Annotated in this window: 21 protein-coding genes; 8 read left to right on the top strand and 13 right to left on the bottom strand. The window is 64.4% G+C overall.

The features are described from left to right. The first annotated feature begins 271 nt into the window (after positions 1-271). The 3 genes from gnd to AC1RGE_RS05975 are packed head-to-tail and all read left to right on the top strand — an operon-like array spanning position 272 to position 3,584. Positions 272-1,252 (top strand): phosphogluconate dehydrogenase (NAD(+)-dependent, decarboxylating), encoded by a 981-nt coding sequence (gnd, locus tag AC1RGE_RS05985; RefSeq protein WP_015635708.1) that lies wholly within the window; start codon positions 272-274, stop codon positions 1,250-1,252. Continuing rightward, positions 1,249-2,766 (top strand): glucose-6-phosphate dehydrogenase, encoded by a 1,518-nt coding sequence (gene zwf, locus AC1RGE_RS05980; RefSeq protein ID WP_492583663.1) that lies wholly within the window; start codon positions 1,249-1,251, stop codon positions 2,764-2,766. Before gnd ends, zwf begins: the two co-directional genes overlap by 4 nt. Further along, positions 2,748-3,584 (top strand): HAD family hydrolase, encoded by an 837-nt coding sequence (locus tag AC1RGE_RS05975; RefSeq protein ID WP_492583661.1) that lies wholly within the window; start codon positions 2,748-2,750, stop codon positions 3,582-3,584. Before zwf ends, AC1RGE_RS05975 begins: the two co-directional genes overlap by 19 nt. 90 nt (positions 3,585-3,674) lie before the next feature. Here the strand turns inward: AC1RGE_RS05975 and nhaB are convergent, their stop codons facing one another. The 12 genes from nhaB to paaG all read right to left on the bottom strand — a co-directional run bounded on the left by nhaB (position 3,675) and on the right by paaG (position 16,472). Beyond that, the gene (gene nhaB, locus AC1RGE_RS05970) at positions 3,675-5,177 is read right to left on the bottom strand and encodes a sodium/proton antiporter NhaB (RefSeq protein WP_019093618.1); all 1,503 of its coding nucleotides are present in this window, start codon (positions 5,175-5,177) and stop codon (positions 3,675-3,677) included. Positions 5,178-5,572: 395 nt separating this feature from the next. Next, positions 5,573-7,627, bottom strand: a complete 2,055-nt coding sequence (paaZ, locus tag AC1RGE_RS05965) for a phenylacetic acid degradation bifunctional protein PaaZ (protein WP_492583659.1) — start codon at positions 7,625-7,627, stop codon at positions 5,573-5,575. A gap of 60 nt (positions 7,628-7,687) precedes the next feature. Continuing rightward, complete coding sequence (locus tag AC1RGE_RS05960; RefSeq protein ID WP_492583657.1) at positions 7,688-9,334, bottom strand: cation acetate symporter; 1,647 nt, start codon at positions 9,332-9,334, stop codon at positions 7,688-7,690. Further along, complete coding sequence (locus AC1RGE_RS05955) at positions 9,331-9,639, bottom strand: DUF485 domain-containing protein (RefSeq protein WP_152686228.1); 309 nt, start codon at positions 9,637-9,639, stop codon at positions 9,331-9,333. The genes AC1RGE_RS05960 and AC1RGE_RS05955 overlap by 4 nt, the downstream gene beginning before the upstream one ends. Positions 9,640-9,749: 110 nt before the next feature. Next, positions 9,750-10,826, bottom strand: a complete 1,077-nt coding sequence (gene paaE / locus AC1RGE_RS05950) for a 1,2-phenylacetyl-CoA epoxidase subunit PaaE (RefSeq protein WP_011061424.1) — start codon at positions 10,824-10,826, stop codon at positions 9,750-9,752. Positions 10,827-10,855: 29 nt separating this feature from the next. Then, a complete protein-coding gene (paaD, locus tag AC1RGE_RS05945) occupies positions 10,856-11,386 on the bottom strand; it encodes a 1,2-phenylacetyl-CoA epoxidase subunit PaaD (protein ID WP_011061423.1) in 531 nt (176 codons plus the stop codon). Further along, complete coding sequence (gene paaC / locus AC1RGE_RS05940) at positions 11,373-12,134, bottom strand: 1,2-phenylacetyl-CoA epoxidase subunit PaaC (RefSeq protein WP_011061422.1); 762 nt, start codon at positions 12,132-12,134, stop codon at positions 11,373-11,375. Before paaC ends, paaD begins: the two co-directional genes overlap by 14 nt. 8 nt (positions 12,135-12,142) lie before the next feature. Continuing rightward, positions 12,143-12,424: a 1,2-phenylacetyl-CoA epoxidase subunit PaaB gene (gene paaB / locus AC1RGE_RS05935; protein WP_011061421.1), complete on the bottom strand. Its 282-nt coding sequence runs from the start codon at positions 12,422-12,424 to the stop codon at positions 12,143-12,145. A gap of 69 nt (positions 12,425-12,493) precedes the next feature. Further along, positions 12,494-13,483 (bottom strand): 1,2-phenylacetyl-CoA epoxidase subunit PaaA, encoded by a 990-nt coding sequence (gene paaA, locus AC1RGE_RS05930; RefSeq protein ID WP_011061420.1) that lies wholly within the window; start codon positions 13,481-13,483, stop codon positions 12,494-12,496. 177 nt (positions 13,484-13,660) lie between these two features. After that, positions 13,661-14,983 (bottom strand): phenylacetate--CoA ligase PaaK, encoded by a 1,323-nt coding sequence (gene paaK / locus AC1RGE_RS05925; RefSeq protein WP_011061419.1) that lies wholly within the window; start codon positions 14,981-14,983, stop codon positions 13,661-13,663. A 220-nt stretch (positions 14,984-15,203) separates the two neighbouring features. Beyond that, complete coding sequence (gene paaI, locus AC1RGE_RS05920) at positions 15,204-15,653, bottom strand: hydroxyphenylacetyl-CoA thioesterase PaaI (protein WP_011061418.1); 450 nt, start codon at positions 15,651-15,653, stop codon at positions 15,204-15,206. A 27-nt stretch (positions 15,654-15,680) separates the two neighbouring features. Further along, positions 15,681-16,472 carry a 2-(1,2-epoxy-1,2-dihydrophenyl)acetyl-CoA isomerase PaaG gene (gene paaG, locus AC1RGE_RS05915; protein ID WP_053158663.1) on the bottom strand — a complete coding sequence of 264 codons (792 nt, stop codon included), beginning with the start codon at positions 16,470-16,472 and terminating at the stop codon, positions 15,681-15,683. Between the two features lie 426 nt (positions 16,473-16,898). On the opposite strand from paaG, the gene paaY reads away from it, so the two are divergent. The 4 genes from paaY (at position 16,899) to AC1RGE_RS05895 (ending at position 22,245) form a co-directional block, all read left to right on the top strand. After that, on the top strand, positions 16,899-17,492 hold the full coding sequence (paaY, locus tag AC1RGE_RS05910; RefSeq protein ID WP_011061416.1) for a phenylacetic acid degradation protein PaaY: 594 nt from the start codon (positions 16,899-16,901) through the stop codon (positions 17,490-17,492). A 64-nt stretch (positions 17,493-17,556) separates the two neighbouring features. Further along, entirely contained in the window at positions 17,557-18,480 is a 924-nt protein-coding gene (gene paaX, locus AC1RGE_RS05905) for a phenylacetic acid degradation operon negative regulatory protein PaaX (RefSeq protein WP_011061415.1), read from the top strand. A gap of 275 nt (positions 18,481-18,755) precedes the next feature. After that, entirely contained in the window at positions 18,756-19,766 is a 1,011-nt protein-coding gene (locus AC1RGE_RS05900; RefSeq protein ID WP_374046604.1) for a poly(ethylene terephthalate) hydrolase family protein, read from the top strand. 331 nt (positions 19,767-20,097) lie between these two features. Next, the gene (locus AC1RGE_RS05895; protein WP_011061413.1) at positions 20,098-22,245 is read left to right on the top strand and encodes a phosphocholine-specific phospholipase C; all 2,148 of its coding nucleotides are present in this window, start codon (positions 20,098-20,100) and stop codon (positions 22,243-22,245) included. A gap of 178 nt (positions 22,246-22,423) precedes the next feature. Here AC1RGE_RS05895 and AC1RGE_RS05890 read toward each other — a convergent pair whose 3' ends face one another. Next, positions 22,424-22,690: a DUF1652 domain-containing protein gene (locus tag AC1RGE_RS05890; RefSeq protein ID WP_015635695.1), complete on the bottom strand. Its 267-nt coding sequence runs from the start codon at positions 22,688-22,690 to the stop codon at positions 22,424-22,426. A gap of 353 nt (positions 22,691-23,043) precedes the next feature. On the opposite strand from AC1RGE_RS05890, the gene AC1RGE_RS05885 reads away from it, so the two are divergent. Next, positions 23,044-24,369 carry a sigma-54 dependent transcriptional regulator gene (locus AC1RGE_RS05885; RefSeq protein WP_011061411.1) on the top strand — a complete coding sequence of 442 codons (1,326 nt, stop codon included), beginning with the start codon at positions 23,044-23,046 and terminating at the stop codon, positions 24,367-24,369. The last annotated feature ends 25 nt before the right edge of the window (positions 24,370-24,394 follow it).

Raw genomic sequence — 24,394 nt, 5'->3', positions numbered from 1 at the left:
GCAGATTTGCAGCGTTATCCACCCAGGGCCAGGGAAACTTCAGGGGCTGGCACAGGACTAATCTTCATTGCTCTGCTGCCCGTCAGGGGAATTGGCTGGGGCCGGTCGATGGGTAATTCGCGCCGTCGGGGGTAAAAACTCGGAATCTGTCTGAAGATTGCGCTGTCTTGGGGCTTCTTGCCTTGTATAGTTGCGCCCCTCGGGATTTTGCCCCGGCCCTCTGGGCTATAACTTTTTTTGATCAGAATTTTTGCAGTAGGAGCATCAGCACATGCAACTGGGGATTATTGGACTGGGCCGCATGGGCGGCAACATTGCACGGCGCCTGATGCTCAATGGGCACGAGACCGTAGTCTTTGACCGCAACACCGACTTCGTCAGCGCCCTGGCCGCTGAAGGCGCCAAGGGCGTCGCCGACCTGCCGGCCCTGGTGGCGGGCCTGGAAAAGCCCCGGGCGGTCTGGGTCATGCTGCCCGCGGGCGCACCCACCGAAGACACCATCGACACCCTCAGCCAGTTGCTGGAGCCGGGCGATGTGATCATCGACGGTGGCAACACCTACTATAAAGACGACATCCGCCGCGCCCGCGACCTGGCGCAAAAGGGCCTGAAGTACATCGACGTCGGCACCTCCGGCGGCGTCTGGGGCCTGGAGCGTGGCTACTGCATGATGATCGGCGGCGACGCTGCCGAAGTGCTGCGCCTGGACCCGCTGTTCGCCGCCCTGGCGCCCGGCATGGGCACCATCCCGCGGACCAAGGACCGGGTCGCCGATGACGACCGTGCCGAACGCGGCTACATCCACGCCGGCCCGGCCGGCTCCGGGCACTTCGTCAAGATGATCCACAACGGCATCGAGTACGGCATGATGCAGGCCTTCGCCGAGGGCTTCGACATCCTCAAGACCAAGGCCTCGGAAAGCCTTCCGGAAGACCAGCGCTTCGACCTCAATGTCGCCGATATCGCCGAAGTCTGGCGCCGTGGCAGCGTGGTGTCCTCCTGGCTGCTGGACCTGACCGCCGATGCCCTGGCGGGCGATCCGAAGCTCGACGGCTTCTCCGGCTCGGTGGCCGACAGTGGCGAAGGGCGCTGGACCATCGAAGCGGCCATGGAGCAATCGGTGCCGGTGCCGGTACTGTCCAACTCGCTGTTCTCCCGCTACCGCTCCCGCGGCCAGGGCACCTACGGTGACAAGCTGCTGTCGGCCATGCGTTTCGGCTTTGGCGGCCATGTGGAGACCGGGAAAAAATGACCACCACGCGAAAGAAGTCCAAGGCGTTGCCGGCGCCGCCGACCACGCTGTTCCTGTTCGGCGCCCGCGGTGATCTGGTCAAGCGCCTGCTGATGCCGGCGCTGTACAACCTCAGCCGCGACGGTTTGCTGGATGAGGGGCTGCGGATTGTCGGCGTCGACCACAACGCGGTGAGCGACGCCGAGTTCGCCACGCTGCTGGAAGACTTCCTTCGCGATGAAGTGCTCAACAAGCAAGGCCAGGGGGCGGCGGTGGATGCCGCCGTCTGGGCCCGCCTGACCCGGGGCATCAACTATGTCCAGGGCGATTTTCTCGACGACTCCACCTATGCCGAACTGGCGGCGCGGATTGCCGCCAGCGGCACCGGCAACGCGGTGTTCTACCTGGCCACCGCACCGCGCTTCTTCAGTGAAGTGGTGCGCCGCCTGGGCAGCGCCGGGTTGCTGGAGGAGGGGCCGCAGGCTTTTCGCCGGGTGGTGATCGAAAAACCCTTCGGCTCCGACCTGCAGACCGCCGAAGCCCTCAACGGCTGCCTGCTCAAGGTCATGAGCGAGAAGCAGATCTATCGCATCGACCATTACCTGGGCAAGGAAACGGTCCAGAACATCCTGGTCAGCCGTTTTTCCAACAGCCTGTTCGAGGCATTCTGGAACAACCATTACATCGACCACGTGCAGATCACCGCGGCGGAAACCGTCGGCGTGGAAACCCGTGGCAGCTTTTATGAACACACCGGTGCCCTGCGGGACATGGTGCCCAACCACCTGTTCCAGTTGCTGGCGATGGTGGCCATGGAGCCGCCCGCAGCCTTTGGCGCCGATGCGGTACGTGGCGAAAAGGCCAAGGTGGTGGGGGCTATCCGCCCCTGGTCCGTGGACGAGGCCCGGGCCAACTCGGTGCGCGGCCAGTACAGCGCCGGAGAAGTGGCCGGCAAGGCCCTGGCGGGCTACCGCGAGGAAGCCAACGTGGCGCCGGACAGCAGCACCGAAACCTACGTTGCGCTGAAGGTGATGATCGACAACTGGCGCTGGGTCGGGGTGCCGTTCTACCTGCGCACCGGCAAGCGCATGAGTGTGCGCGACACCGAGATCGTCATCTGCTTCAAGCCGGCGCCCTATGCACAGTTCCGCGATACCGAGGTCGAGCGCCTGTTGCCGACTTACCTGCGGATCCAGATCCAGCCCAACGAAGGCATGTGGTTCGACCTGCTGGCGAAAAAGCCCGGGCCGAGCCTGGACATGGCCAACATCGAGCTGGGTTTTGCCTACCGCGACTTTTTCGAGATGCAGCCCTCCACCGGCTACGAAACCCTGATCTACGACTGCCTGATCGGCGACCAGACCCTGTTCCAGCGCGCCGACAACATCGAGAACGGCTGGCGCGCGGTGCAACCCTTCCTCGATGCCTGGCAACAGGACGCCAGCTTGCAGAACTACCCGGCGGGCGTGGATGGCCCGGCAGCCGGGGATGAACTGCTGGCCCGGGATGGCCGCGTATGGCGACCCCTGGGGTGAGTGGCGTGCAGGCGCGGCCTGTCGAGTTCCTCCTCAGTGACATGGACGGCACCCTGTTGCGCCCCGACCACAGCCTCAGCCCCCGCACCCTGGACGCGGTCCGTGCGCTGCGCGAGGCCGGGGTAGCCTTCAGCCTGGCAACCGGACGGCCGCCGCGGGCCATGCTGCAGCAGATCGAGGCGCTGGGCGTCGACCTGCCCACTGCCGGCTTCAACGGCGGCAGTATCGTCAAGCCCGATGGCAGTTTCCTGGCTCGCCACCATGTTCCGGTGGAAGCGGCGGTCACCGCCTTGCTGCTGTTCGAACCCTGCCCACAGGTCGAGACCTGGGTGTTTGCCGACAACGAATGGCTGCTGCGCAACCTGGACGGTGCCCTGATGCCCCTGGAGCGCCAGGCGCTGGGTTACGCCCCCAAGGTGGTGGACAGCTTCGAGGAATACCTGCCGCGCATCGACAAGATCGTCGCCGCCAGCAGCGATCACCGCTTGCTGGTGCAGTTGGAGGCCCACTTGCGGGCCGCCACTGCAGGGCAGGCCCAGGCGTCCCGTTCCCAACCCAGGTTCCTCGATCTCACTGCCTTGCAGGCGGACAAGGGGCAGGCCCTGGTGACCCTGGCCGAATACCTGGGGGTGCCGCTGGAGCGCACCGCGGCCCTGGGCGATGGCGGCAACGACCCGGCGATGTTCCAGCGTGCCGGCCTGTCGATTGCCATGGGCCAGGCGGAAGAACGGGTCAAGCGCCAGGCTGATGTGATCACCGGCAGCAACCTGGAAGACGGCGCCGCCGAAGCCATCGAGCGCTATATCCTCATGCGTTGAGGGCCGTGGCCCGGCATCGCGCCGGGCCACGGCCCCCAGTCCTGCACCCATTGCGCCCCATCTGCAGTCCCGGGGCGCCCCAAGCAGCGGTTACAACCAGTAGCTCACCGCGTACCAGCCCAGCAGCCCCATCACCACGGTGTAGGGCAGGGCCATCCACACCATCCGTCCGTAGGACAGGCGTACCAGCGGCGCAATCGCCGAGGTCAGCAGGAACAGGAAGGCCGCCTGGCCGTTGGGCGTGGCCACGCTCGGCAGGTTGGTACCGGTATTGATGGCGATCGCCAGGGTTTCGAAGTGCTCGCGGCTCATCTGCCCGGAGATGAAGGCCTGTTTCACTTCGGTGATGTAGATGGTGGCCACGAACACATTGTCGCTGATGGCCGAGAGCAGGCCATTGGCAATGAACAGCATGCCCGGCTGCTGGTCCGCCGGCAGCGCCAGCACCCACTGGATCAACGGGGTGAACAGCTGCTGCTGGTGAATCACCGCCACCACCGCAAAGAACACCACCAGCAGGGCGGTGAAGGGCATGGCGTCCTTGAACGCGTTGCCCAGGCGGTGCTCGTCGGTGATCCCGGTAAAGGCGGTGATCAGTACGATCACCAGCAGGCCGATCAGCCCGACCTCGGCCACATGCAGGGCCAGGGCGACGATCAGGATCAGTGCCGCCAGCCCCTGCACCAGCAGGGCCGCGCGCTGGCGCGAGGTGCGCTGGGCATCGTCCTCGGCGGCGTAGTTGGCCAGCACCTGGCGCACGTTGTCCGGCAGCAGGGTGCCGTAGCCGAACCAGCGCAGCTTCTCCAGCAGTACGCAGGTCACCAGGCCAGCCGCCAGGACCGGCATTGAAACCGGTGCCACCTTGCTGAAGAAATCGGCGAAGTGCCAGCCCATTTCATGGCCGATCAGCAGGTTCTGCGGTTCCCCCACCAGGGTGCACACACCGCCCAGGGCGGTGCCCACGGCGCCATGCATCAGCAGGCTGCGCAGGAAGGCGCGGAACTGCTCCAGGTCGTCATGATGCAGGGCAGGCAACTGTTGGTCGTCGGCGAAGGCGCTGTCCTGGCGCGGGTCATTGCCGGACGCCACCCGGTGATACACCGAATAGAAGCCTACCGCGGCGCTGATGATCACCGCGGTGACGGTCAGGGCGTCGAGAAAGGCCGAGAGGAAGGCCGAGAGAAAGCAGAACAGCAGGCCCAGCAGCGCCTTGGAGCGCACCCCCAGCAGCAGCCGGGAGAACAGGTAGAGCAGCAACTCCTTCATGAAATAGATGCCGGCCACCATGAACATCAGCAGCAGGATCACCGGGAAGTTGTGCACCAGCTCGTCATACAGCGCCTGGGGCGTGGTCATGCCCAGCACCAGTGCCTGTACCAGCAGCAGGCCGCCGGGCATCAAGGGGTAGCACTTGAGGGCCATGGCCAGGGTGAAGATGAATTCGATCACCAGGCACCAGCCGGCGGCGGCCGGGCTGACAGCGAAGAACAGCAGAGGGTTGAGCAACAGGAACGCGACAATGCTTGCCTTGTACCAGCGGGGTGATTGGCCGAGAAAATTGTGGGCGAACGCCTGGGCCATTGAACCGGACATTGGCGGCTCCTTGTAGTGAGAAGCGCGCAACTTGCCCCATGGCGGATTGAGAATCAAGAATTGATGAAATCTTTTGCGACAAACTTCGCCAGCGCCCCAGCGGCCGCCAGTGCACGACCTTCCGTAGGAGCCGGCTTGCCGGAGAAGAGGGCCTCGAGTCTTGCGCAGTCCTCAAGCACGCCTTCGCTGGCAAGCCAGCTCCTACGGGGGGGCTGGCGGCGCAAAACTGTTGTAGGAACCGGCTTGCCGGCGAAGAGGGCCTTGAGCCTTGCGCAGTCCTCAAGCACGCCTTCGCTGGCAAGCCAGCTCCTACGGGGGGCTGGCGGCGCGAAACTGTTGTAGGAACCGGCTTGCCGGCGAAGAGGGCCTTGAGTCTTGCGCGGTCTTCAACGGTTTTACTCAGTACGCTTGGCCACCAGGGTCAGGATGTCGTAGCTGGCCACCACCTCGCCCAGCTGGTTGCTGACTTCCACATCCCAGGCCACCACTCCTTGCGGCGTGCCCTGGGGGCTGAGCTTGCCCTGGTCGATCTTGCGCTTGCAGGTCAGGCGCGCCTGCAGGGTGTCGCCAATGCCCACCGGGGTGATGAAGCGCAGGGTGTCCAGGCCGTAGTTGGCCAGCACCGGGCCGGGGCCCGGGGAAACGAACAGCCCGGCCGCCGCCGAGAGCACGAAGTAGCCATGGGCGATGCGCTTGCCGAACTGCGACTCCCTGGCGGCAATCTCGTCGAAGTGCATATAGAAATGGTCCCCCGACAGGCAGCCGAAGTTCACCAGGTCGGCCTCGGTCACGGTGCGCCGGTGGGTCAGCAGGGACTCGCCGATGCGCAGGTCCTGGAAGTAGCGGCGGAAGGGATGGACCTCGGTCTCGAGCACTTTGGCGCCGCGCACGTATTCACCGGTTACCGCCGCCAGCATGCTCGGCGAGCCCTGGATCGCCGCCCGTTGCAGGTAATGCTTGACCGCTCGCAGGCCTCCCAGCTCTTCACCGCCGCCGGCGCGCCCCGGGCCGCCATGCTTGAGCTGTGGCAGGGGCGAGCCGTGGCCGGTGGATTCGCCAGCACAGTGGCGGTCCAGCACCAGCAAGCGACCGTGCCAGGCCGCCGCCCGGGGAATGACCTGGGCGGCAATGGCCGGGCTCTTGGTGACCAGGCTGGCCACCAGGCTGCCCTTGCCGCGAGAGGCCAGCTCCAGTGCCTGGTCCAGGTCGTCATAGGCCATCAGGGTGCTGACCGGGCCAAAGGCTTCGATGTCGTGGGCGCCGCCCTCGGCCATGGGATCGCGCGCCAGCAACAGGGTCGGGGCGAAGAACGCGCCCTGGCTGACGTTTGTGCCTCGGGGCTCGAAGCCGTCCCGGGCACCGAACAGCAGGTCGCTGCTGTGCAGCAGGCTTTGCAGGCGCTCGGCCACATCGCGCTGCTGCTCATGGGAGGCCAGGGCGCCCATGCGCACGCCTTCCACCGACGGGTCGCCCACCACCACCTTTGACAGGCGTTCACGCAATTTCGTGGCCACCGCATCCAGCTGCTTGGCGGGGACGATGGCACGGCGGATGGCGGTGCACTTCTGCCCGGCCTTGACCGTCATTTCCCGTGCCACTTCCTTGATGAACAGCTCGAACTCCTCATCGTCCGGGCTTACGTCCGGGGCCAGGATCGCGCAGTTCAGCGAGTCGGCCTCGGCATTGAACGGCACCGAGTGGCGGATCAGGTTGGGGTTGGCCCGCAGCTTGCCGGCAGTGCTGGCAGAGCCAGTGAAGGTCACCAGGTCCTGGCCTTGCAGGTGATCCAACAGGTCGCCGGTGCCACCTATCACCAGTTGCAGGCTGCCTTCGGGCAGCAGCCCGGATTCATGCATCAGCCGCACCGCGGCCTCGGTCAGGTAACTGGTGGCGCTGGCCGGCTTGACGATGCAGGGCATGCCGGCGAGGAAGCACGGGGCGAATTTTTCCAGCATGCCCCAGATCGGAAAGTTGAAGGCATTGATGTGCACCGCCACGCCACCCCGGGGCACCAGGATGTGGCTGCCTGCAAAGCTGCCGAGCTTGCTCAGGGATTGCGCCGGGCCTTCGTGCAACAGGTTGCCCGACGGCAGTTCCCGGCCGCCGAGGCCGGCGTAGCTGAACAGGGTGCTGTTGCCGCCCTCGATATCGATCCAGCTGTCGGCCCGCGTCGCGCCGCTGTGATGGGACAGGGCATAGAGCTGCTCCTTGCGCTCGCTCAGATACAGCGCCAGGGCCTTGAGGCGCTGGGCCCGCTGCTGGAAATCCAGGGCCAGCAAGGCCTTGCCGCCCTGATGGCGACCAAAGGCCAGGGCCTCGGCGAAGTCCGGGGCCTCCTCGTGGGTGTGCGCCACTTCATGCCCATCGATGGCGCTGCGCAGTGACTGGGCCGGATGCTGGCCGAACCAGCGGCCGGCGATGAAGCTTTGCAGGGTAGGAGCCTGTGGCATGGGGATTCCTCCAGAGGGTGAACCGGGTTCGAGCGCGGCAGCCCGCGCTCATGGATGGGGTCAGTGATGAGTGGCGTCGGATGCGCCAATGCCGGTCATGGAACGGATGAACTGCGCCAGGTAGCGCCCGCGCTCCAGTTCGGCCCGGGGCGAGCGGTCGCTGACGGAGAAGGCCCAGGCACAGAAGAACGCCAGGCTCATGGAAAACAGCGCCGGGTTGGCATAGGGAAACAGCGCCTGGGGGTGATGCAGCACATTGACCCAGACCGCCGGGCTGAGCATCAGCAGCACAATCGCCGAGACCAGGCCAGCCAGGCTGCCGCCCACCGCGCCGCGAGTGGTGAGGCCTTTCCAGAACATGGAAAGAAACAGCACCGGGAAATTCACCGAAGCGGCGATGGCCAGCACCAGCCCCGAGAGAAAGGCAATGTTCTGCGATTCGAACAACAGCCCCAGCAGCACCGCCAGCACCCCGATGCACAGGGTGGCGATCCGCGAGACGCGCATTTCCTGCCGGGTGCTGGCCTGGCCCTTGCGCAGCACGCAGGCGTACAGGTCGTGGGAGACCGCCGAGGCGCCGGACAGCGCCAGCCCGGCCACCACCGCCAGGATGGTGGCGAAGGCCACGGCCGAGATGAAGCCCAGGAACAGGTTGCCGCCCACCGCCTGGGCCAGGTGCACGGCAACCATGTTGGCGCCGCCGATGATCGCGCCGCCGGCATCGCGGTACTGGGGCTCGGTACCGACCATGACGATGGCGCCGAAGCCGACAATGATCAGCAGCAGGTAGAAGTAGCCGATGAAACCGGTGGCGTAGAACACGCTCTTGCGCGCTTCCCGGGCATCGCTGACGGTGAAGAAGCGCATGAGGATGTGCGGCAGGCCGGCGGTGCCGAACATCATGCCCAGCCCCAGGGAAATGGCATCGATGGGGTTCGACAGCAACCCACCCGGGGCCATGATCGCGCTGCCCTTGGCGTGCACCGCGCTGGCCTGGGCGAACAGCGCCTCGCTGCTGAAGCCGAAGTGCTTGAGCACCATGAAGGCCATGAAGCTGGTGCCCGAGAGCAGCATCAGCGCCTTGATGATCTGTACCCAGGTGGTAGCCAGCATGCCGCCGAAGGTCACGTAGCAGACCATCAGCAGGCCCACCAGCATCACCGCATAGAGGTAGCTGATGCCGAACAGCAGCTCGATCAGCTTGCCGGCGCCGACCATCTGCGCCACCAGGTACATCAGCGCCACGCTCAGGGTGCCGAAGGCCGAGGTCAGGCGCACCGGCGTCTGGGCCAGGCGATAGGACACCACGTCGGCGAAGGTGTACTTGCCCAGGTTGCGCAGGCGTTCGGCGATCAGGAACAGGATGATCGGCCAGCCGGCCAGCACCCCCAGTGCGTACAACAGACCGTCGTAGCCATTGAGGAACATCATTGCCGAGATGCCGAGGAAGGACGCCGCGGAAATCATGTCGCCGGCGATCGCCAGGCCATTCTGCATGCCGCTCATGCCGCCACCGGCGGTATAGAAGTCGCTGGCGGAGCGGGTGCGCCGGGCGGCCCAGCGGGTGATGCCGAGGGTCATCAGGACAAACACCAGGAACATGCCGATGGCGTTCCAGTTCAATGGCCGCGCCGGCGTGTCGGCCGCCAGGGCCAGGTCGGTGGCCAGCAGGCAGGGCAGCAGGAATAGAGCGAGCAGGCGCTTCATGGCTGGCACTCGCGCTTGAGCTTGTCGTTCAGCGGGTCCAGCAGGCGGTTGCTGCGGTAGACGTAGAAGCCGGTGAGGGCAAAGGCCAGGCCGATCATAGCCACGCCCACCGGCATGCCGACGCTGGTGGCTCCGCCGGCCAACGAGCGCCCCAGCAGCCCGGGGTGGAAAGCCACCAGCAGTACGAAGCCGTAGTAGGCCAGGAGCATGATCAGGGTCAGCGACCAGTAGAGGCGCTGCTTGCTCCGCACCAGTTGGATGAAGTCCGGATGGCGGGTGATGCGGGCGATCTGTTGTGGGGTCATGGCGCGTTCTCTTGTTTTTGTTGTTGGTGGCACGTGAAGGCGCTGCGCAGCCTTTCGCAGCTTCGCTGGGGCTCGGCAGCGGCTACGGGCGGCTGCGGGGAGCGCCGGAGTCAGAGCTGGTCGAAGTCCAGTACCACCTTGTCGCTGAGCGGGAACGATTGGCAGGAGAGGACGTAGCCGGCCGCGACTTCGTAGTCTTCCAGGGCGTGGTTGCTGTCCATTTCCACTTCGCCTTCGATGACCTTGCATTTGCAGGTGGAGCAGACTCCGGCCTTGCACGAGTAGGGCAGTTCGGCGCCCTGGGCGTTGCCGGCGTCGAGAATGCTCTGGCTGTTGCGCGGCAGGTCGAAGGCCAGGGCGCGGCCGTCGCTGATGACGGTGACCCGGCTGTGCCGGGCATCCAGGGCGCTGGCGGTTTCCCGGGCCTGGCGCTTGTGCCCGTCGCTGCCGGCGTGGAACAGCTCGAAGTGGATGCGCTCGGCCGGCATGCCGGCAGCCTTGAGGCTGTCGCGCACGGTTTCGGTCATGGCCTGGGGGCCGCAGATGAACGCGGCCTCCAGTTGCTGGACGTCGAGCCAGCGGGAAAACAGCTGCTGGCACTTGTCCTGGTCGATGCGCCCGTTGTACAGGTCGATGTCCTGCCGTTCGCGGCTGAACACGAACATCAGGTTCAGCCGCTGCAGGTAGCGGTTCTTCAGGTCCTCAAGCTGTTCGCGAAACAGCGCCGAGTTGCTGGAGCGGTTGCCGTAGAGCAGGGTGACCCGGCTGTGGGGCTCGGTTTGCAGGGTGGTCCTGATGATCGACAGGATCGGCGTGATGCCGCTGCCGGCCGCCACCGCCAGGTAATGGCCGCGCCGCGCCGGGTCAAGCTCCACATGGAAACGCCCGGCCGGGGGCATCACGTCCAGGCTGTGGCCAGGCTGCAATCGTTCATTGGCGAAGGCCGAGAAACGCCCGCCGGCCACGCGCTTGACCGCTATGCGCAGTTCACCGTCGTTGACCCCGGTGCAGATCGAATAGGAGCGGCGCACTTCCTCGCCTTCAAGCTCGGTGCGCAGCACCAGGTGCTGGCCCTGGGTGAAGTGGAACTGCTGCTGCAGGTGCGGGGGAACCTCGAAGGCGATGGACACCGCGTCGCGGGTTTCATTGCGCAGGTCCTTGATGGTCAGGCGGTGGAACTGGCTCATGGTGGTTCTCCACTGCGGCGCCGGGCCGCTCAGATGCACTTGAAGTAGTCGAAGGGTTCCAGGCAATCACGGCAGCGATACAGGGCCTTGCAGGCGGTGGAGCCGAACTCGCTGAGGCGCTCGCTGTGGGCGCTGCCGCATTGCGGGCAGAGCACCTGGGGCGTTTCTCCCAGCAGGCTGCGCTTGCTGCTGCCCGAGGGCGGTGCAATGCCGTAGGCCTGCAGGCGTTGGCGCCCGCGCTCGGTGATCCAATCGGTGGTCCAGGCCGGGGTCAGCTGGCGCAGCAGCCTGGGGGCCTTGAAGCCGGCGCGCTCCAGGGCCTGGCGGATGTCGCTTTCGATCACCTCGGTGGCCGGGCAGCCGGAGTAGGTCGGGGTGACCGCCACCTGCAGGTGCCCCTGGTGCCAGTCGAGGTGGCGCACGATGCCCAGGTCGAGCACGCTGACCACCGGCACTTCCGGGTCCATGACCCGGTCGAGGGTGGCCCAGGCGGTGTCCAGGTCCCCGGGCAACGGGTCGCGTGCCCCCAGGTCGCTGCCGATCAGCTCACCAGACCGCATCGGGATAGGCTCGCGGCAGTGATTGCATCTGGGCCAGCAGCAGGCCCAGGTGTTCGGTATGCAGGCCTTTGCGCGCATCCAGGTAGAAGTGGCTGGGCGCTTCGGGCACAGGCAGGGTGGCCCGGGCGAACACCGCGGCGACCCTGTCCTGCCAGGCGGTGGCGACCTGAGCCGGGTCTGCCAGCAGCCCGGCCTGGTGCAACGCGTTCTCCGCAGGATCGGTGGCGATCAGTTCCCCGGTAAAGCGCCACAGCCGCGGCAGGGCCTGGAGCATGCGCCGGTGGCTTTCCTCGGTGCCATCCCCCAGGCGCTCGACCCATTCGCTGGAGCGACGCAGGTGGTAGGTGACTTCCTTGAACGCCTTGGCGGCGACCCCGGCGATGCGTGGATCGCTGGAAAGGCACAGGCCACGAAGGGTTTCCAGGTGCCAGGCGTCGTAGAAGAACTGCTTGAGCATGGTCACCGCGAAGTCGCCATTGGGTTGTTCCACCAGCAGCAGGTTGCGGTAGGCGCGTTCGTCGCGGCGAAAGGCCAGATGGTCGGCATCCCGCCCGTCCGCCAGCAGTTCGGCGGCATAGTCCAGCCAGTTGCGGGCCTGGCCCACCAGGTCGAGACCGACGTTCATCAGTGCCAGTTCTTCTTCCAGGGCCGGGGCCCGGCCGCACCATTCGCACAGGCGCTGGCCCTGGACCAGGGCACTGTCGCCCAGGCGCAGCAGATGGTTGAGCAGATCGTTTGCAGGGTTCATGGCCGGCCTCACATGTGTCCGACTTCGGGGGGCAACTGGTAGAAGCTGGCGTGGCGGTAGACCTTGTCGTCCGCCGGGTCGAACAGCGGCTCCTTTTCGTCCGGCGAGGAGGCGACGATCTGCGCCGACGGCACCACCCACAGGCTCACGCCTTCGCTGCGCCGGGTGTAGAGGTCGCGGGCGTTGGCCATGGCCATCGGGGCATCGGCGGCGTGCACGCTGCCGACATGCTTGTGGTTGAGGCCGTGCTTGCTGCGCACGAAAACCTCGTAGAGGGTCCATTCAGACATTGCAGTGACTCCACATCAGGGCTGGAGGGCCATTGCCCCTGGGGGCAGTGGCCGGGGGTGAACGGGCTCTCAGGCGGCGTCGCGAGCGGCCTTCCGGGCGGCGTGGGCCACGGCGGCAGCCCGCACCCAGGCGCCGTCCTCGATGGCCTGGCGGCGGGTGTCCAGGCGTTCCTGGTTGCACGGGCCGTTGCCCTTGAGCACTTCGTAGAATTCTTCCCACTGGATTTCGCCGAAGTCGTAATGGCCGCGCTCGGCGTTCCACGCAAGCTCCGGGTCGGGGCAGGTACAGCCCAGCAGCTCCAGTTGCGGGATGGTTTGGTCGATGAAGCGCTGGCGCAGTTCGTCGTTGCTCTGGCGCTTGATCTTCCAGGCCATGGACTGGGCACTGTTGGGGGAGTGTTCGTCGCTGGGGCCAAACATCATCAGGGCCGGCCACCAGAGACGGTTGATGGCGTCCTGGACCATGTCCCGCTGCGCCTGGTTGCCCTCGCGCATCATGGTCAGGAGGATTTCGTAGCCCTGGCGCTGGTGGAAGCTCTCTTCCTTGCAGATGCGCACCATGGCCCGGGAGTAGGGGCCGTAGGAGGTGCGTTGCAGCACCACCTGGTTGACGATGGCCGCGCCATCCACCAGCCAGCCCACGGCGCCCATGTCGGCCCAGTTCAGGGTCGGGTAGTTGAAGATGCTCGAATACTTGGCCTTGCCGCTGTGCAGCCGGGCCACTTCTTCGTCGCGGTCGGCCCCCAGGGTTTCCATGGCGCTGTACAGGTACAGGCCGTGGCCGGCTTCGTCCTGGATCTTGGCCATCAGTTGCAGCTTGCGCTTGAAGGTCGGGGCGCGGGTGACCCAGTTGCCTTCGGGCAGCATGCCGACGATTTCCGAATGGGCGTGCTGGGAGATCTGCCGGATCAGGGTCTGGCGGTAGGCCTCGGGCATCCAGTTCTTGGCTTCGATCTTGATCTCGTCGTCGATCCTTTGCTGGAAGCTGCGTTCCTGTTCGGACATCTCGGCCAGTGGCGTGACGCGCTTGACCCCCGTTTCTACCAGCTGTGCGTACATGTGGCGTCTCCCGGTGTGAAGGTGTGGCTGGGCATGGGAATGTTTATATGTGATACGCAAATTAATATCAAACATAAAATAACGTGTCATGTTTGATTTTGGTATCGCATTGCCCCCCTGGGCCTTTGCCAAGGCAAAAAAAAGCCCCGCATCAGCGGGGCTTCCAGGCAGGATGGATTAGCGGTTACGTTTGTCGATTACCCGGCAGGCCTTGCCTTCGGAGCGCTTGATGCTGAATGCCGGCTGCAAAACGATACGCGAGCTGATACCGATATGGGTCTTTATGTGGCGGCTGAGATCGCCGCAGAGGGCCCGCTGCTGCTCGTCCCCCAGTTGCTGGTGCTCAGGCTTGAGCTCGACGTGGATATCAACGCTGTCGAGGTTGCCGTGGCGGTACAGGTGGATCTCGTAGCAGGGGGCCAGTTGCCCGACCTTCAGCACCTGCTCTTCGACCTGGGTGGGGAACACGTTGACCCCGCGGATGATCAGCATGTCGTCGCTGCGCCCGGTGATCTTGTCGATGCGCCGCATGGGCCGCGCCGTGCCCGGCAACAGCCGGGTCAGGTCGCGGGTGCGATAGCGGATCATCGGCAGCGCTTCCTTGGTCAGGGAGGTGAGCACCAGCTCGCCCAGTTCGCCATCGGCCAGTACCTGGCCGGTGATCGGGTCGATGATTTCCGGGTAGAAGTGATCCTCCCAGAGGGTAGGGCCGTCGCGGGTCTGCGCGCATTCCATGGCCACCCCGGGGCCGATGATTTCCGACAGCCCGTAGATGTCTAGGGCAGTGATGCCCAGGCGCTGTTCGATGGCACTGCGCAGTTCGTCGGTCCAGGGTTCGGCACCGAAGATTCCCAGGCGCAGCGCCAACTGGTGCGGATCCAGGCCCTGGCGCTCGATCTCGTCGGCGATGTTGAGCATGTAGGAGGGGGTGACCATGATGATGTCCGGCTGGAAATCCTTGATCAGTTGCACCTGCTTCTCGGTCTGGCCGCCGGACATGGGGATCACCGTGCAGCCCAGGCGTTCGGCGCCGTAGTGCGCCCCCAGGCCGCCGGTGAACAGGCCGTAGCCATAGGAAATATGCACCTTGTCCCCGGGGCGGCCGCCGGCGGCGCGGATCGAGCGCGCCACCACCTGCGCCCAGGTGTCGATGTCGTTGCGGGTGTAGCCGACCACCGTGGGCTTGCCGGTGGTGCCGCTGGAGGCGTGCAGGCGTACCACCTGGTCCATGGGCACGGCGAACATGCCATAGGGGTAGTGGTCGCGCAGATCGGCCTTGGTCGTGAAGGGCAGGTGCGCCAGGTCTTCCAGGCGCTTGATGTCCTGGGGGTGCACCCCGAGCTGGTCGAAGCGCTGGCGGTACAGCGGGACCCTGTCATAGGCGTGGTTCAGGCTCCAGCGCAGGCGTTCCAGCTGGTGCTGGCGCAGGTGGTCGATGCTGGCGGTTTCCATCGGGTCCAGCAGCGCGTCGGGCACGGTTCCGGCAATCGGCATGTTCATGGTGTCACTCGAATTGTTGTTGTCTTGTAGCCCGCCGGCGGGCGGGCTCTGAGTGCATGCCCCGGGGCGCAGGCGAGCCCCGGGGGGAGTCTTTTTACTGTGCTTGCAGCCGCTCGCTGATCAGCGCGATGCCCGGGTCGACACCGATGCACATGGTGCACAGCGCGTAGCGGCCCCGGCGCTGCCAATGAGGATACGGACGGCATCGATGAGCAGTGGGTCATTCATGGGAGGTCTCCTGTGTCAGCACCGGGCCGTGCACTTGGTAGGATTTGCCTTGGAGCAGGGCGATGAGCCGGCCCTGCTGGTTTTCCACGCGCACCGCGTAGTGGCCGGTGCGGCCGCCGCGGTTCTGTTCATGGCAGTCGGCGGTCAGGGTGTCGCCCAACTGCGCCGGGGCGATGTACTCGATGCTGCAACCCAGGGCCACCGTGGCCCGGTCATGGCTGTTGCAGGCAATGGCGAAGGCCGAATCGGCGAGGGTGAAGATCAGGCCGCCGTGGCAGGTGCCGTGGCCCTGCAGCATGTCGGCCCGCACGCTCATGCCCAGGCGCGCCGCACCGGGCGCCACCGACAACAGGCGCATGCCCAGGGCGTTGCTTGCCGGGTCACGTTCGAACAGTGTCCGGGCGCAGCGCCGGGCCAGTTCCATGGCGTCATGTTCAGTCATGCAGGGGCCTCCTTGGAGTCGCCGTGGTCAGCAGCCCTTGAACACGGGGCTGCGTTTTTCCATGAAGGCGCTGACGCCTTCGCGGTAGTCCTCGCTGCAACCGGCCAGGCGTTGCAGGTCGCGCTCCAGGTCCAGTTGCTCATCGAAGCTGTTGTGCAGGCTGGCATTGAGGCTGCGCTTGATCAGGCCCAGGCCGTAGGTGGGTTGGGTGGCCAGGTGCCGGGCCAGGCTCAGGGCCTGGTCCCGCAGTTGGGCATCATCCACGCACTGGTAGATCAGGCCCCACTGCTCGGCCTGTTCGGCACTCAGGCGGTTGCCGAGCAGGGCCAGGGCCTTGGCCCGGGCCATGCCCACCAGGCGCGGCAGCAGCCAAGTACCGCCGGAATCGGGAACCAGCCCGAGCTTGCAGAAGGCCTGGATAAAGCTTGCCGAGCGTGCGGCCAGTACCAGATCGCAGGCCAGGGGCAGGTTGGCCCCGGCCCCGGCGGCCACCCCGTTGACCGCGCAGACCACCGGCAGCGGCAGGTCCCGCAGGGCCCGCACCAGGGGGTTGTAGAAGGTTTCGATGGAGGCCCCCAGGTCCGGCGCGGCGCCGCCGGGTGCCACGGTGCGCTCGCCCAGGTCCTGCCCGGCACAGAAGCCCCGGCCTTCCCCGGTCAGCAGCAGGACCCGCACCTGCGGGTCATTGCGCACCAGGTCCAGGGCTGCCTGAACCTCGCGGTGCATCGTCGGGTTGAAGCTGTTGAGCTGTTCGGGGCGGTTGAGGCTGAGAAGGGCCACGCCCTCGCTGATGGAGAACAGGATGGTGGTGAAGTTCATGGGCGGGGCGCTCTGTGCTGGGCGATCAGGCGAACACCACCGACAGGCGTGGAGGCAAGGCGTTGAGGCATGGTGAATGTCCTCGGGGTGGCCGGTGGTCGGCTCGATTGTCGGGTCGGCTGGTTGGCCGGTTTTCGTCGAGTATATCGCCAATGTGATACATAAAAACAATAGCGGCGTGAATTTAATGTGTCTTGATTTTGAGTGTCGGTCCAGCTTTTTTTGTAGCCCCAGGCTCACGACAAAAGCCTCCAGGCTGCCTAAGGTCTTGATAAATACGGGACTGACAAGTCTTTGTGGAGCAGCCAGGCTGGCTGATTGCGGCGGCGCCGGTCTTGTGCGTGGCCAATAATCTGATACAAACTGCCATCCGCAGTTCATCGTATTTCCTGCTTTCAGATGACGTGTTCTTCAAGGAACCTCTCCATGACCTGTTACAGCCTCGATGGATTGACCCCGGTGGTCGACCCCAGCGCTTATGTGCACCCTTCAGCGGTGCTGATTGGTGATGTGATTGTCGGCGCCCATTGTTACGTCGGCCCGTTGGCCAGCTTGCGGGGCGATTTTGGGCGGATCGTTCTGGAGGAGGGGGCAAACCTGCAGGATACGTGTGTGATGCATGGTTTTCCCGACAGCGATACGGTGGTCGAGCGCAACGGCCATATAGGTCATGGCGCTGTCCTGCATGGCTGTCGAATTGGCGCCGACGCCCTGGTGGGCATGAATGCGGTGGTGATGGACAACGCGCATATCGCGCCCCGTTGCATCGTTTCCGCGGCAGCCTTCGTCAAGGCCGGCTTCGAGTGTGCGCCACAGTCGCTGATCATGGGTACGCCGGCCCGGGTCAGCCGCCCGCTCAGTGATGCGGAGCTGGCCTGGAAGCAGGCGGGGACCCGCGAATACCAACAGCTGGCCAGGCGTTGCCTGGAGCAGATGCGGCCTTGCGAGCCGCTGCGGGAGGCAGAGCCCGGACGCCCGCGAATCGGCAACAGTGCGCTGCGCCCCAAGGCTCGCCCATGAACCTGCCCGGGCGCTATAGCTGCCTGAAACCCGCTATATTCCTTCCTTTTTTACCGGTACATCCATGTCGTCCCTAGCGCCACTGAACCACCTGATCAAACGTTTCCAGGAGCAGACTCCGATCCGCGCCAGTTCGCTGATCATCACCCTGTACGGCGATGCCATCGAGCCCCACGGCGGCACGGTGTGGCTGGGCAGCCTGATTCAGTTGCTGGAGCCCATGGGGATCAACGAGCGCTTGATCCGCACCTCGATCTTCCGCCTGAGCAAAGAGGGCTGGCTGAGCGCTGAAAAGGTCGGCCGGCGCAGTTACTACAGCCTGACCCTGACCGGGCGCCGGCGCTTCGACAAAGCCTTCAAGCGCGTGTACAGCGCCGGAGTGCCGGCCTGGGACGGCGCCTGGTGCCTGGTGATGCTCTCGCAACTGTCTGTCGAGTTGCGCAAGCAGGTGCGCGAAGAGTTGGAATGGCAGGGGTTCGGCGCCATGTCGCCGGTACTGCTGGCCTGCCCGCGCAGTGATCGGGCCGATATCAACGCCACCCTGGCGGAGCTTGGTGCCCAGGAAGACACCATCGTCTTCGAGACCACGCCCCAGGATGTCCTGGGTTCCAGGGCCCTGCGCCTGCAAGTGCGGGAAAGCTGGAACATCGATGAACTGGCAGCCCACTACAGCGAGTTCATCCAGCTGTTCCGCCCGCTCTGGCAGGCCCTGCGCGAGCAGGAGCAGTTGCAGCCCCAGGATTGCTTCCTGGCCCGGCTGCTGCTGATTCATGAGTACCGCAAGCTGCTGCTGCGCGATCCGCAACTGCCCGACGAACTGCTGCCCGGGGATTGGGAAGGCCGCGCGGCGCGCCAGTTGTGTCGCAACATCTATCGCCTGATCCAGGCCCGGGCCGAAGAATGGCTGGCCACTGCCCTGGAGAACGCCGATGGCCCGTTGCCGGATGTCGGCGAAAGCTACTACCGGCGTTTTGGCGGGCTGGTCTAGCCCGCCCATCCAAGGGGTGCCAGCTGTGATGCCTGAGGCCCCGGGCGTTGCAGCCCGGGTCTATCACAGCCCGGATGTTAAATAGTCATTGACCTGCGAATTTGTCCTGATCTAGGGTCGCGAACGTATTCAATGCAACTAAGCAGAGAATGTTTCAGCGCTATTGCAGTTGAATGACGTGCACTGCAAGTTTGAAGATATTTGCAATATAGGGAGCATGGCCAGGTACAGGTATTCGGTCCTGCAGGGAAAGCAGACAGATAAAGGAATTATCGATGAAGTGGATTCGCAACCTGGCTACAAAGTTCGGCCTGGCCATGATGTTGGTTATTTGGGGCAAGTTGGCTATTGCTTCGCAACTGGTTCCGGCATTTGGGCTGGCCAATGATCAATATGCCAAGTCTCCGGGGCCCTATGCAGTCAGCACCAATGCTGTTCTAAGTGATTGCCGTGGGTTGTTGGGGGTATTGGCGCGGATCATGCTGTTGGATAACAGCCTGCAATGCAATCAGTCCTTTCCTTACGGATTCTCCAATCCGATTTCCACCAGTGTCTATTACCCGTCCAATATCAAGCAATTGGACAAGTTGCCAGTGGTCAACTTCGTCGGCGGCATTCTTTCCAACCAGGGGCAGTACACAGATCTGCTGCGGCTGTGGGCGAGCTACGGCTTCATCGTGATCATCTCCTCGGACTTCATCAACACCGCCCCCACCATGCATGTGCTCGGCGCCCTGGAACTGAGCAAGCTCAACCAGGACCCGACCTCGCCACTGTTCGGCAAGGTCGACCTGTCGCGCACCATTGTGGCGGGGCATTCGGCGGGAGGAGGCGCATCGATTCTATCGGCAAGCCTCTTGCCAGAGACCTTGAAGGGCATCGACCCGCAGTTGCGCTATATCGGCTCGCTGCCGATCGAACCCGGGCCGATCGGCCTTGGCTCCACGGTAAAGACACCGACCCTGGTGCTCACCGGCGCAGCGGACGTAGTGGTCCCGGCCTGGGCCTGGCCAAGGCTGTGGCAGGGCGGGCTGATCAAGACCGTGCCGGGCTGGAGCGCAACTGCCCATAACGCCACCCATTTCAGCCCGGTCAGAAGCGTCAGGGAAGATGAGTTTGCCGGTATTACCACGGCCTGGATCTTATATATCGGCAAGAATGACCCGGCCGCCAAAGAATACTTTGTCGGTGAAGATTACAAACTGGCCCGAGATCCGCAGTTCATTCGCCTGCTATTCAACCCGCTGCGGGTCCAGCGCAATGAAGTAGCCGATAGCCTTCAATAGCACTGTGCTTTCTCCGGTAAAACGGATACAGCCCAGGGAGTGTGCGAAGCCTGTTTTCTGGCCCATTCAATAGTGCATTTCGCCAGCGCAAAGTTAAGGCGGCGGCGAAATGTACCGGGCGTTTCTTGAACTCGGGTGTTTTATTCATGAAATATTCTTCCTGCGTTACCTGGCAATGCGTTATTGCCGAACTGGCAAGGTAGGGCAGTGGCGGGTAGTTGTACGCTTCATGAACCAACTGCAATGGCAATGTCACTGCATTGTTATTTGCGCCCAATACCTTGGGGGCAGCGTTATATATCGCGCTGCAACCATAAGGACTCAATAACCCATGCCCAGTCTTACACGCAGGAAGCTCTTGCAAGCGGCCGCCATCGGTACTTTCTTTTCCTCATTGCCGGCATCCATCCGCCAGGCCCTGGCGATACCGGCGAACAACCGGACCGGGACCATCAAGGACGTCGAGCACGTGGTGATCCTGATGCAGGAAAACCGTTCGTTCGACCACTACTTCGGCACCTTTCCCGGGGTACGCGGCTTCAGTGACCGCTTCACCATCCCCCAGACCGGTCAACGGGAAGTGTGGGAGCAACAGGGCAAGGGCCGGCTGGTGATGCCTTATCACCTGGACAGCAGCAAGGGCAACGCCCAGCGCGTCAGCGGAACCCCGCATTCCTGGGCGGACGCCCACTCGGCCTGGGGCGAGGGGCGTATCAGCGCCTGGCCGACCTACAAGACCAATACCTCCATGGGCTACTACCGCGAGCAGGAACTGCCTTTCCAGTTCGCCCTGGCCAACACCTTCACCCTGTGTGACGCCTACCACTGCTCGGTGCACGCCGGCACCAACCCCAACCGGCTGTTCCTCTGGACTGGCAGCAATGGCGCGAGCGCAGCCAAGGTGGCGGCGGTGGTCAACGAATGGGACGGCCCGGGGCCGGTGAATGTCGGCTACAGCTGGAAGACCTACCCCGAGCGCCTGGAAGAGCAGGGCGTGAGCTGGAAGGTGTACCAGCACCTGCCGGACAACTTCGGCGACAACCCGCTGGCGGGGTTCCGGCAGTACCGGGCCGCCAGCGTGCAGGTCGGCAACCCGGCCCAGCCGCCGAAGGATTTCAATGCCTTCGTGCCCTACAGCGACGGGCTCAACGCCGTGGCGCCGCTGTACAAGGGCAATGGCAACACCCTGCCGGCCAGCAGCGGCAGCAACCTGGAGACCATCATTGGCGGGTTTCGCAACGACGTGCAGGCCGGCAAGCTGCCCCAGGTCAGCTGGATTGTCGCGCCGGCAGCCTATTCCGAGCATCCCGGGCCTTCGAGCCCGGTGCAGGGCGGCTGGTTCACCCAGGAAATTCTCCTGGCCTTGACCAGCAACCCCGAGGTCTGGAGCAAGACGGTACTGCTGGTGACCTACGATGAAAACGACGGCTTCTTCGACCATATGCCGTCGCCCTCGGCGCCTTCGCGGCGCAAGGACGGCAGCTTTGCCGGCAAGTCCACCCTGGGTTTCGACAGCGAACTGTTCACCCACCCGGCCCCGGCGGGCTCGACCCAGCAACCCTTGCCCGATGGCGGCGTATACGGGCCGGGGCCGCGAGTGCCGATGCTGGTGCTGTCGCCCTGGAGCCGTGGTGGCTGGGTCAACTCGCAAGTGTTCGACCATACCTCGGTGCTGCAATTTCTCGAGAAACGCTTTGGCGTGCGAGAGCCGAACATCAGCGCCTGGCGGCGGGCAGTCTGCGGCGACCTGACCTCGGCGTTCAACTTTGCCGACCCCAACCATGAAACCCTTCCCGCGCTGCAGACCACTACCCGCCAGGCCGCCGACAGCCTGCGCCAGCGCCAGGAGAAACTGCTGCCGGTACCGCTGCCCTCGGCCGGCCAGCAACTGGCGCCGCAGCAGCAGCGCCTGGCCCGGCCTTCCCGGGCCTTGCCCTATCGGCTGCATGTGGACAGCCAGGCCGATCCCAAGGCTCGCACCTTGTCGCTGAGCCTGCAGAACACTGGGGAGCAAGGGGCGGTATTGCATGTCTACGATGGCCTGCACCTGAGCGAGATTCCCCGCCGCTATACCGTGGAAGCCGGCAAGGCCCTGCAGGACAGCTGGCCGGTGGTGGAGCGCTATCAGCTCTGGGTCCTGGGCCCCAACGGGTTTCACCGCAGTTTCCACGGCGACCTGAAAACCCTGCAGCCCGAACTGCTGGTGACCACCAGCAACAGCCAGTTGCAACTGACCCTGAGCAATCCGGGGGAACACGGGGTGGTCATCAGTATCGATCGCTGCCCCTACACCCAGCAGGGCCCATGGACCTTGGCGGTACCGGCCCGGGGCGAGGTGCGCCAGGTGTTTGCCTGCGAGGGTAGTGGCGGCTGGTACGACCTGACGCTGCGCAGCGACGGCGGCTGGCTGCGCCGGATCGCCGGGCGCCTGGAAACCGGAGCACACAGCATCAGCGACCCCTTGATGGGCCGGGCATGAAGACCTTGGCAAAAACGGGGGCGCTTTCGAAGTGAAACCGGAAGCCGGGCTGGATAACGACAAGAGCAACTAATACCCGGAAGGTAGAAGTTGTAGAGGAGGGCAGGATAGATAGGGTGCTTAGTTGTTTGCTTTAAATAACGGATCACCCCTTCGGGTGATCCGTTAACAGCATCGCTTACTTGGGCATGGCCCAGGACTGCAAGGTATAACCGTCCTGGCTCAGTTCGGCGCGGGCCTGTTTGAGCAGGTCTTCCAGCTGGGCTGGATCGGAGTAGGCACTGCTGGGAATCTGGGTGTGGCCAATACGGGTGCTGGTGCGGTCGATGACGGTCAGGCTGAGCTCGCCATTACCGTCCTGTGGAGCCCAGGCCACGCATTGAAAAGGCTGGAATGCGCGGTCGGCGATCAAAAGTGCTTCGTTGATACGGAGCGGGGCGTTCATGGGGTCTTCTCTCTGTGTGCCCAATCAAATGATGTGCCGTCGGTTGGGCTTACCGTTCGGCTGGTCATTTGTACTGATGCACCGAGGTAGCACTCGGGTCACACTGAAAAACAAGTTTTTACAACTTTCGTGCATAGGCCTTGTGGCCGGGCCCTTAGTTGCGGGGGCTGGATAAAACAACTGCGACAATCAGTCGCTCGTGAACAGCTTGGAGTCCCACGTTAGTTCCTTTGGTAATCAGCGCTATAAGCAATTGATACATTCCACCGTCAAGTTCTTGCTAATGTTACAGCCAGGTTTTCCAAATCACTGTTTCTAATAACTTTTCCATACCCTGGCGCCAAGGAACAGTCATGCTCGAAGCCCCTGTGCAGCGCCGTTTGCTGGTGGTCGATCCCTGTGACGATTGCCATCGCCTGTTACCCGGTTTGCGCACCATTGGCTGGGATGTCGACAGCTGTGACCTGGAGTCCGCTCGCGAACGCTCCTGCGATGTCGGCCTGCTGCGCCTGCAGCCTTTTCACCTGGAGCGCCCGGAGGCGGTCAAGGACCTGATCAGCCGCAGCGGCACCGAGTGGATCGCAGTATTGAGCCAGGAAGTGCTGCGCCTGCAGAAGGTCGGGGATTTCGTCTGCGAGTGGTTTTTCGACTTCCACACCCTGCCGTTCGACGTGTCGCGGGTCCAGGTGACCCTCGGCCGGGCGTTCGGCATGGCGCGCCTGCGGGGCCAGGGCTCGATCCATGTGGACCAGCCCGAGCATGAGTTGCTGGGCAATAGCCGGCCGATCCGCGACTTGCGCAAGCTGCTGGGCAAGCTGGCGCCCACCGAGTCGCCCGTGCTGATCCGAGGCGAAAGCGGCACCGGCAAGGAGCTGGTGGCGCGTACCCTGCATCGTCAGTCCCAGCGCCACGACAAACCCTTTGTCGCCATCAACTGCGGGGCGATTCCCGAACACCTGATCCAGTCCGAACTGTTCGGGCACGAGAAGGGCGCCTTTACCGGCGCCCATCAACGCAAGGTCGGGCGCATCGAGGCGGCCCATGGCGGCACCTTGTTTCTTGACGAGATCGGCGACCTGCCGCTGGAACTGCAGGCCAATCTGCTGCGCTTCCTGCAGGAAAAGCACATCGAACGGGTAGGGGGCAGCCAGCCGATTCCGGTGGATGTTCGGGTTCTGGCGGCCACCCACGTCGACCTGGAAGCGGCCATTACCAGCGGGCGCTTCCGTGAGGACCTCTACTACCGCCTGAATGTGCTGCAAGTGATCACCGCGCCGTTGCGCGAGCGCCATGGCGACCTGGGCATGCTGGCCAGCCATTTTGCCCACTTCTATAGCCAGGAAACCGGGCGCCGGCCCCGCAGTTTCAGCGAGGATGCCCTGGTGGCCATGGGCAAGCATGATTGGCCGGGCAATGTCCGCGAACTGGCCAACCGGGTGCGTCGCGGCCTGGTGCTGGCCGAGGGGCGGCAGATCCAGGCCAGCGACCTGGGCCTGCTCAGCCTGCAGGCCCAGGACCTGCCCATGGGCACCCTCGAAGACTACAAGCACCGCGCCGAGCGCCAGGCCCTGTGCGACGTGTTGAACCGGCACAGCGACAACCTCAGCGTGGCGGCGCGGGTCCTGGGGATCTCGCGCCCGACCTTCTACCGTTTGCTGCACAAGCACCAGATCCGCTAGGGCGGGGAGAAACGCCAAGGCCCGC

Source organism: Pseudomonas sp. GW823-FHT02C05, from assembly GCF_058797595.1.
The sequence above is the reverse complement of the archived record's forward strand: the minus strand, read 5'-3'. Positions and strand labels throughout refer to the sequence as shown.

Coding starts and splice junctions, on each gene's coding strand:
- paaK (WP_011061419.1), bottom strand. CDS start 14,983: ATGAACATGCCGATTGCCGGAACCGTGCCCGACGCGCTGCTGGACCCG.
- paaY (WP_011061416.1), top strand. CDS start 16,899: ATGACCTGTTACAGCCTCGATGGATTGACCCCGGTGGTCGACCCCAGC.
- paaA (WP_011061420.1), bottom strand. CDS start 13,483: ATGTACGCACAGCTGGTAGAAACGGGGGTCAAGCGCGTCACGCCACTG.
- paaX (WP_011061415.1), top strand. CDS start 17,557: ATGTCGTCCCTAGCGCCACTGAACCACCTGATCAAACGTTTCCAGGAG.
- paaI (WP_011061418.1), bottom strand. CDS start 15,653: ATGACTGAACATGACGCCATGGAACTGGCCCGGCGCTGCGCCCGGACA.
- paaC (WP_011061422.1), bottom strand. CDS start 12,134: ATGAACCCTGCAAACGATCTGCTCAACCATCTGCTGCGCCTGGGCGAC.
- gnd (WP_015635708.1), top strand. CDS start 272: ATGCAACTGGGGATTATTGGACTGGGCCGCATGGGCGGCAACATTGCA.
- AC1RGE_RS05975 (WP_492583661.1), top strand. CDS start 2,748: ATGGCGACCCCTGGGGTGAGTGGCGTGCAGGCGCGGCCTGTCGAGTTC.
- AC1RGE_RS05885 (WP_011061411.1), top strand. CDS start 23,044: ATGCTCGAAGCCCCTGTGCAGCGCCGTTTGCTGGTGGTCGATCCCTGT.
- zwf (WP_492583663.1), top strand. CDS start 1,249: ATGACCACCACGCGAAAGAAGTCCAAGGCGTTGCCGGCGCCGCCGACC.
- AC1RGE_RS05900 (WP_374046604.1), top strand. CDS start 18,756: ATGAAGTGGATTCGCAACCTGGCTACAAAGTTCGGCCTGGCCATGATG.
- AC1RGE_RS05895 (WP_011061413.1), top strand. CDS start 20,098: ATGCCCAGTCTTACACGCAGGAAGCTCTTGCAAGCGGCCGCCATCGGT.
- paaZ (WP_492583659.1), bottom strand. CDS start 7,627: ATGCCACAGGCTCCTACCCTGCAAAGCTTCATCGCCGGCCGCTGGTTC.
- paaB (WP_011061421.1), bottom strand. CDS start 12,424: ATGTCTGAATGGACCCTCTACGAGGTTTTCGTGCGCAGCAAGCACGGC.
- AC1RGE_RS05890 (WP_015635695.1), bottom strand. CDS start 22,690: ATGAACGCCCCGCTCCGTATCAACGAAGCACTTTTGATCGCCGACCGC.
- AC1RGE_RS05960 (WP_492583657.1), bottom strand. CDS start 9,334: ATGAAGCGCCTGCTCGCTCTATTCCTGCTGCCCTGCCTGCTGGCCACC.
- paaG (WP_053158663.1), bottom strand. CDS start 16,472: ATGAACTTCACCACCATCCTGTTCTCCATCAGCGAGGGCGTGGCCCTT.
- AC1RGE_RS05955 (WP_152686228.1), bottom strand. CDS start 9,639: ATGACCCCACAACAGATCGCCCGCATCACCCGCCATCCGGACTTCATC.
- paaD (WP_011061423.1), bottom strand. CDS start 11,386: ATGCGGTCTGGTGAGCTGATCGGCAGCGACCTGGGGGCACGCGACCCG.
- nhaB (WP_019093618.1), bottom strand. CDS start 5,177: ATGTCCGGTTCAATGGCCCAGGCGTTCGCCCACAATTTTCTCGGCCAA.
- paaE (WP_011061424.1), bottom strand. CDS start 10,826: ATGAGCCAGTTCCACCGCCTGACCATCAAGGACCTGCGCAATGAAACC.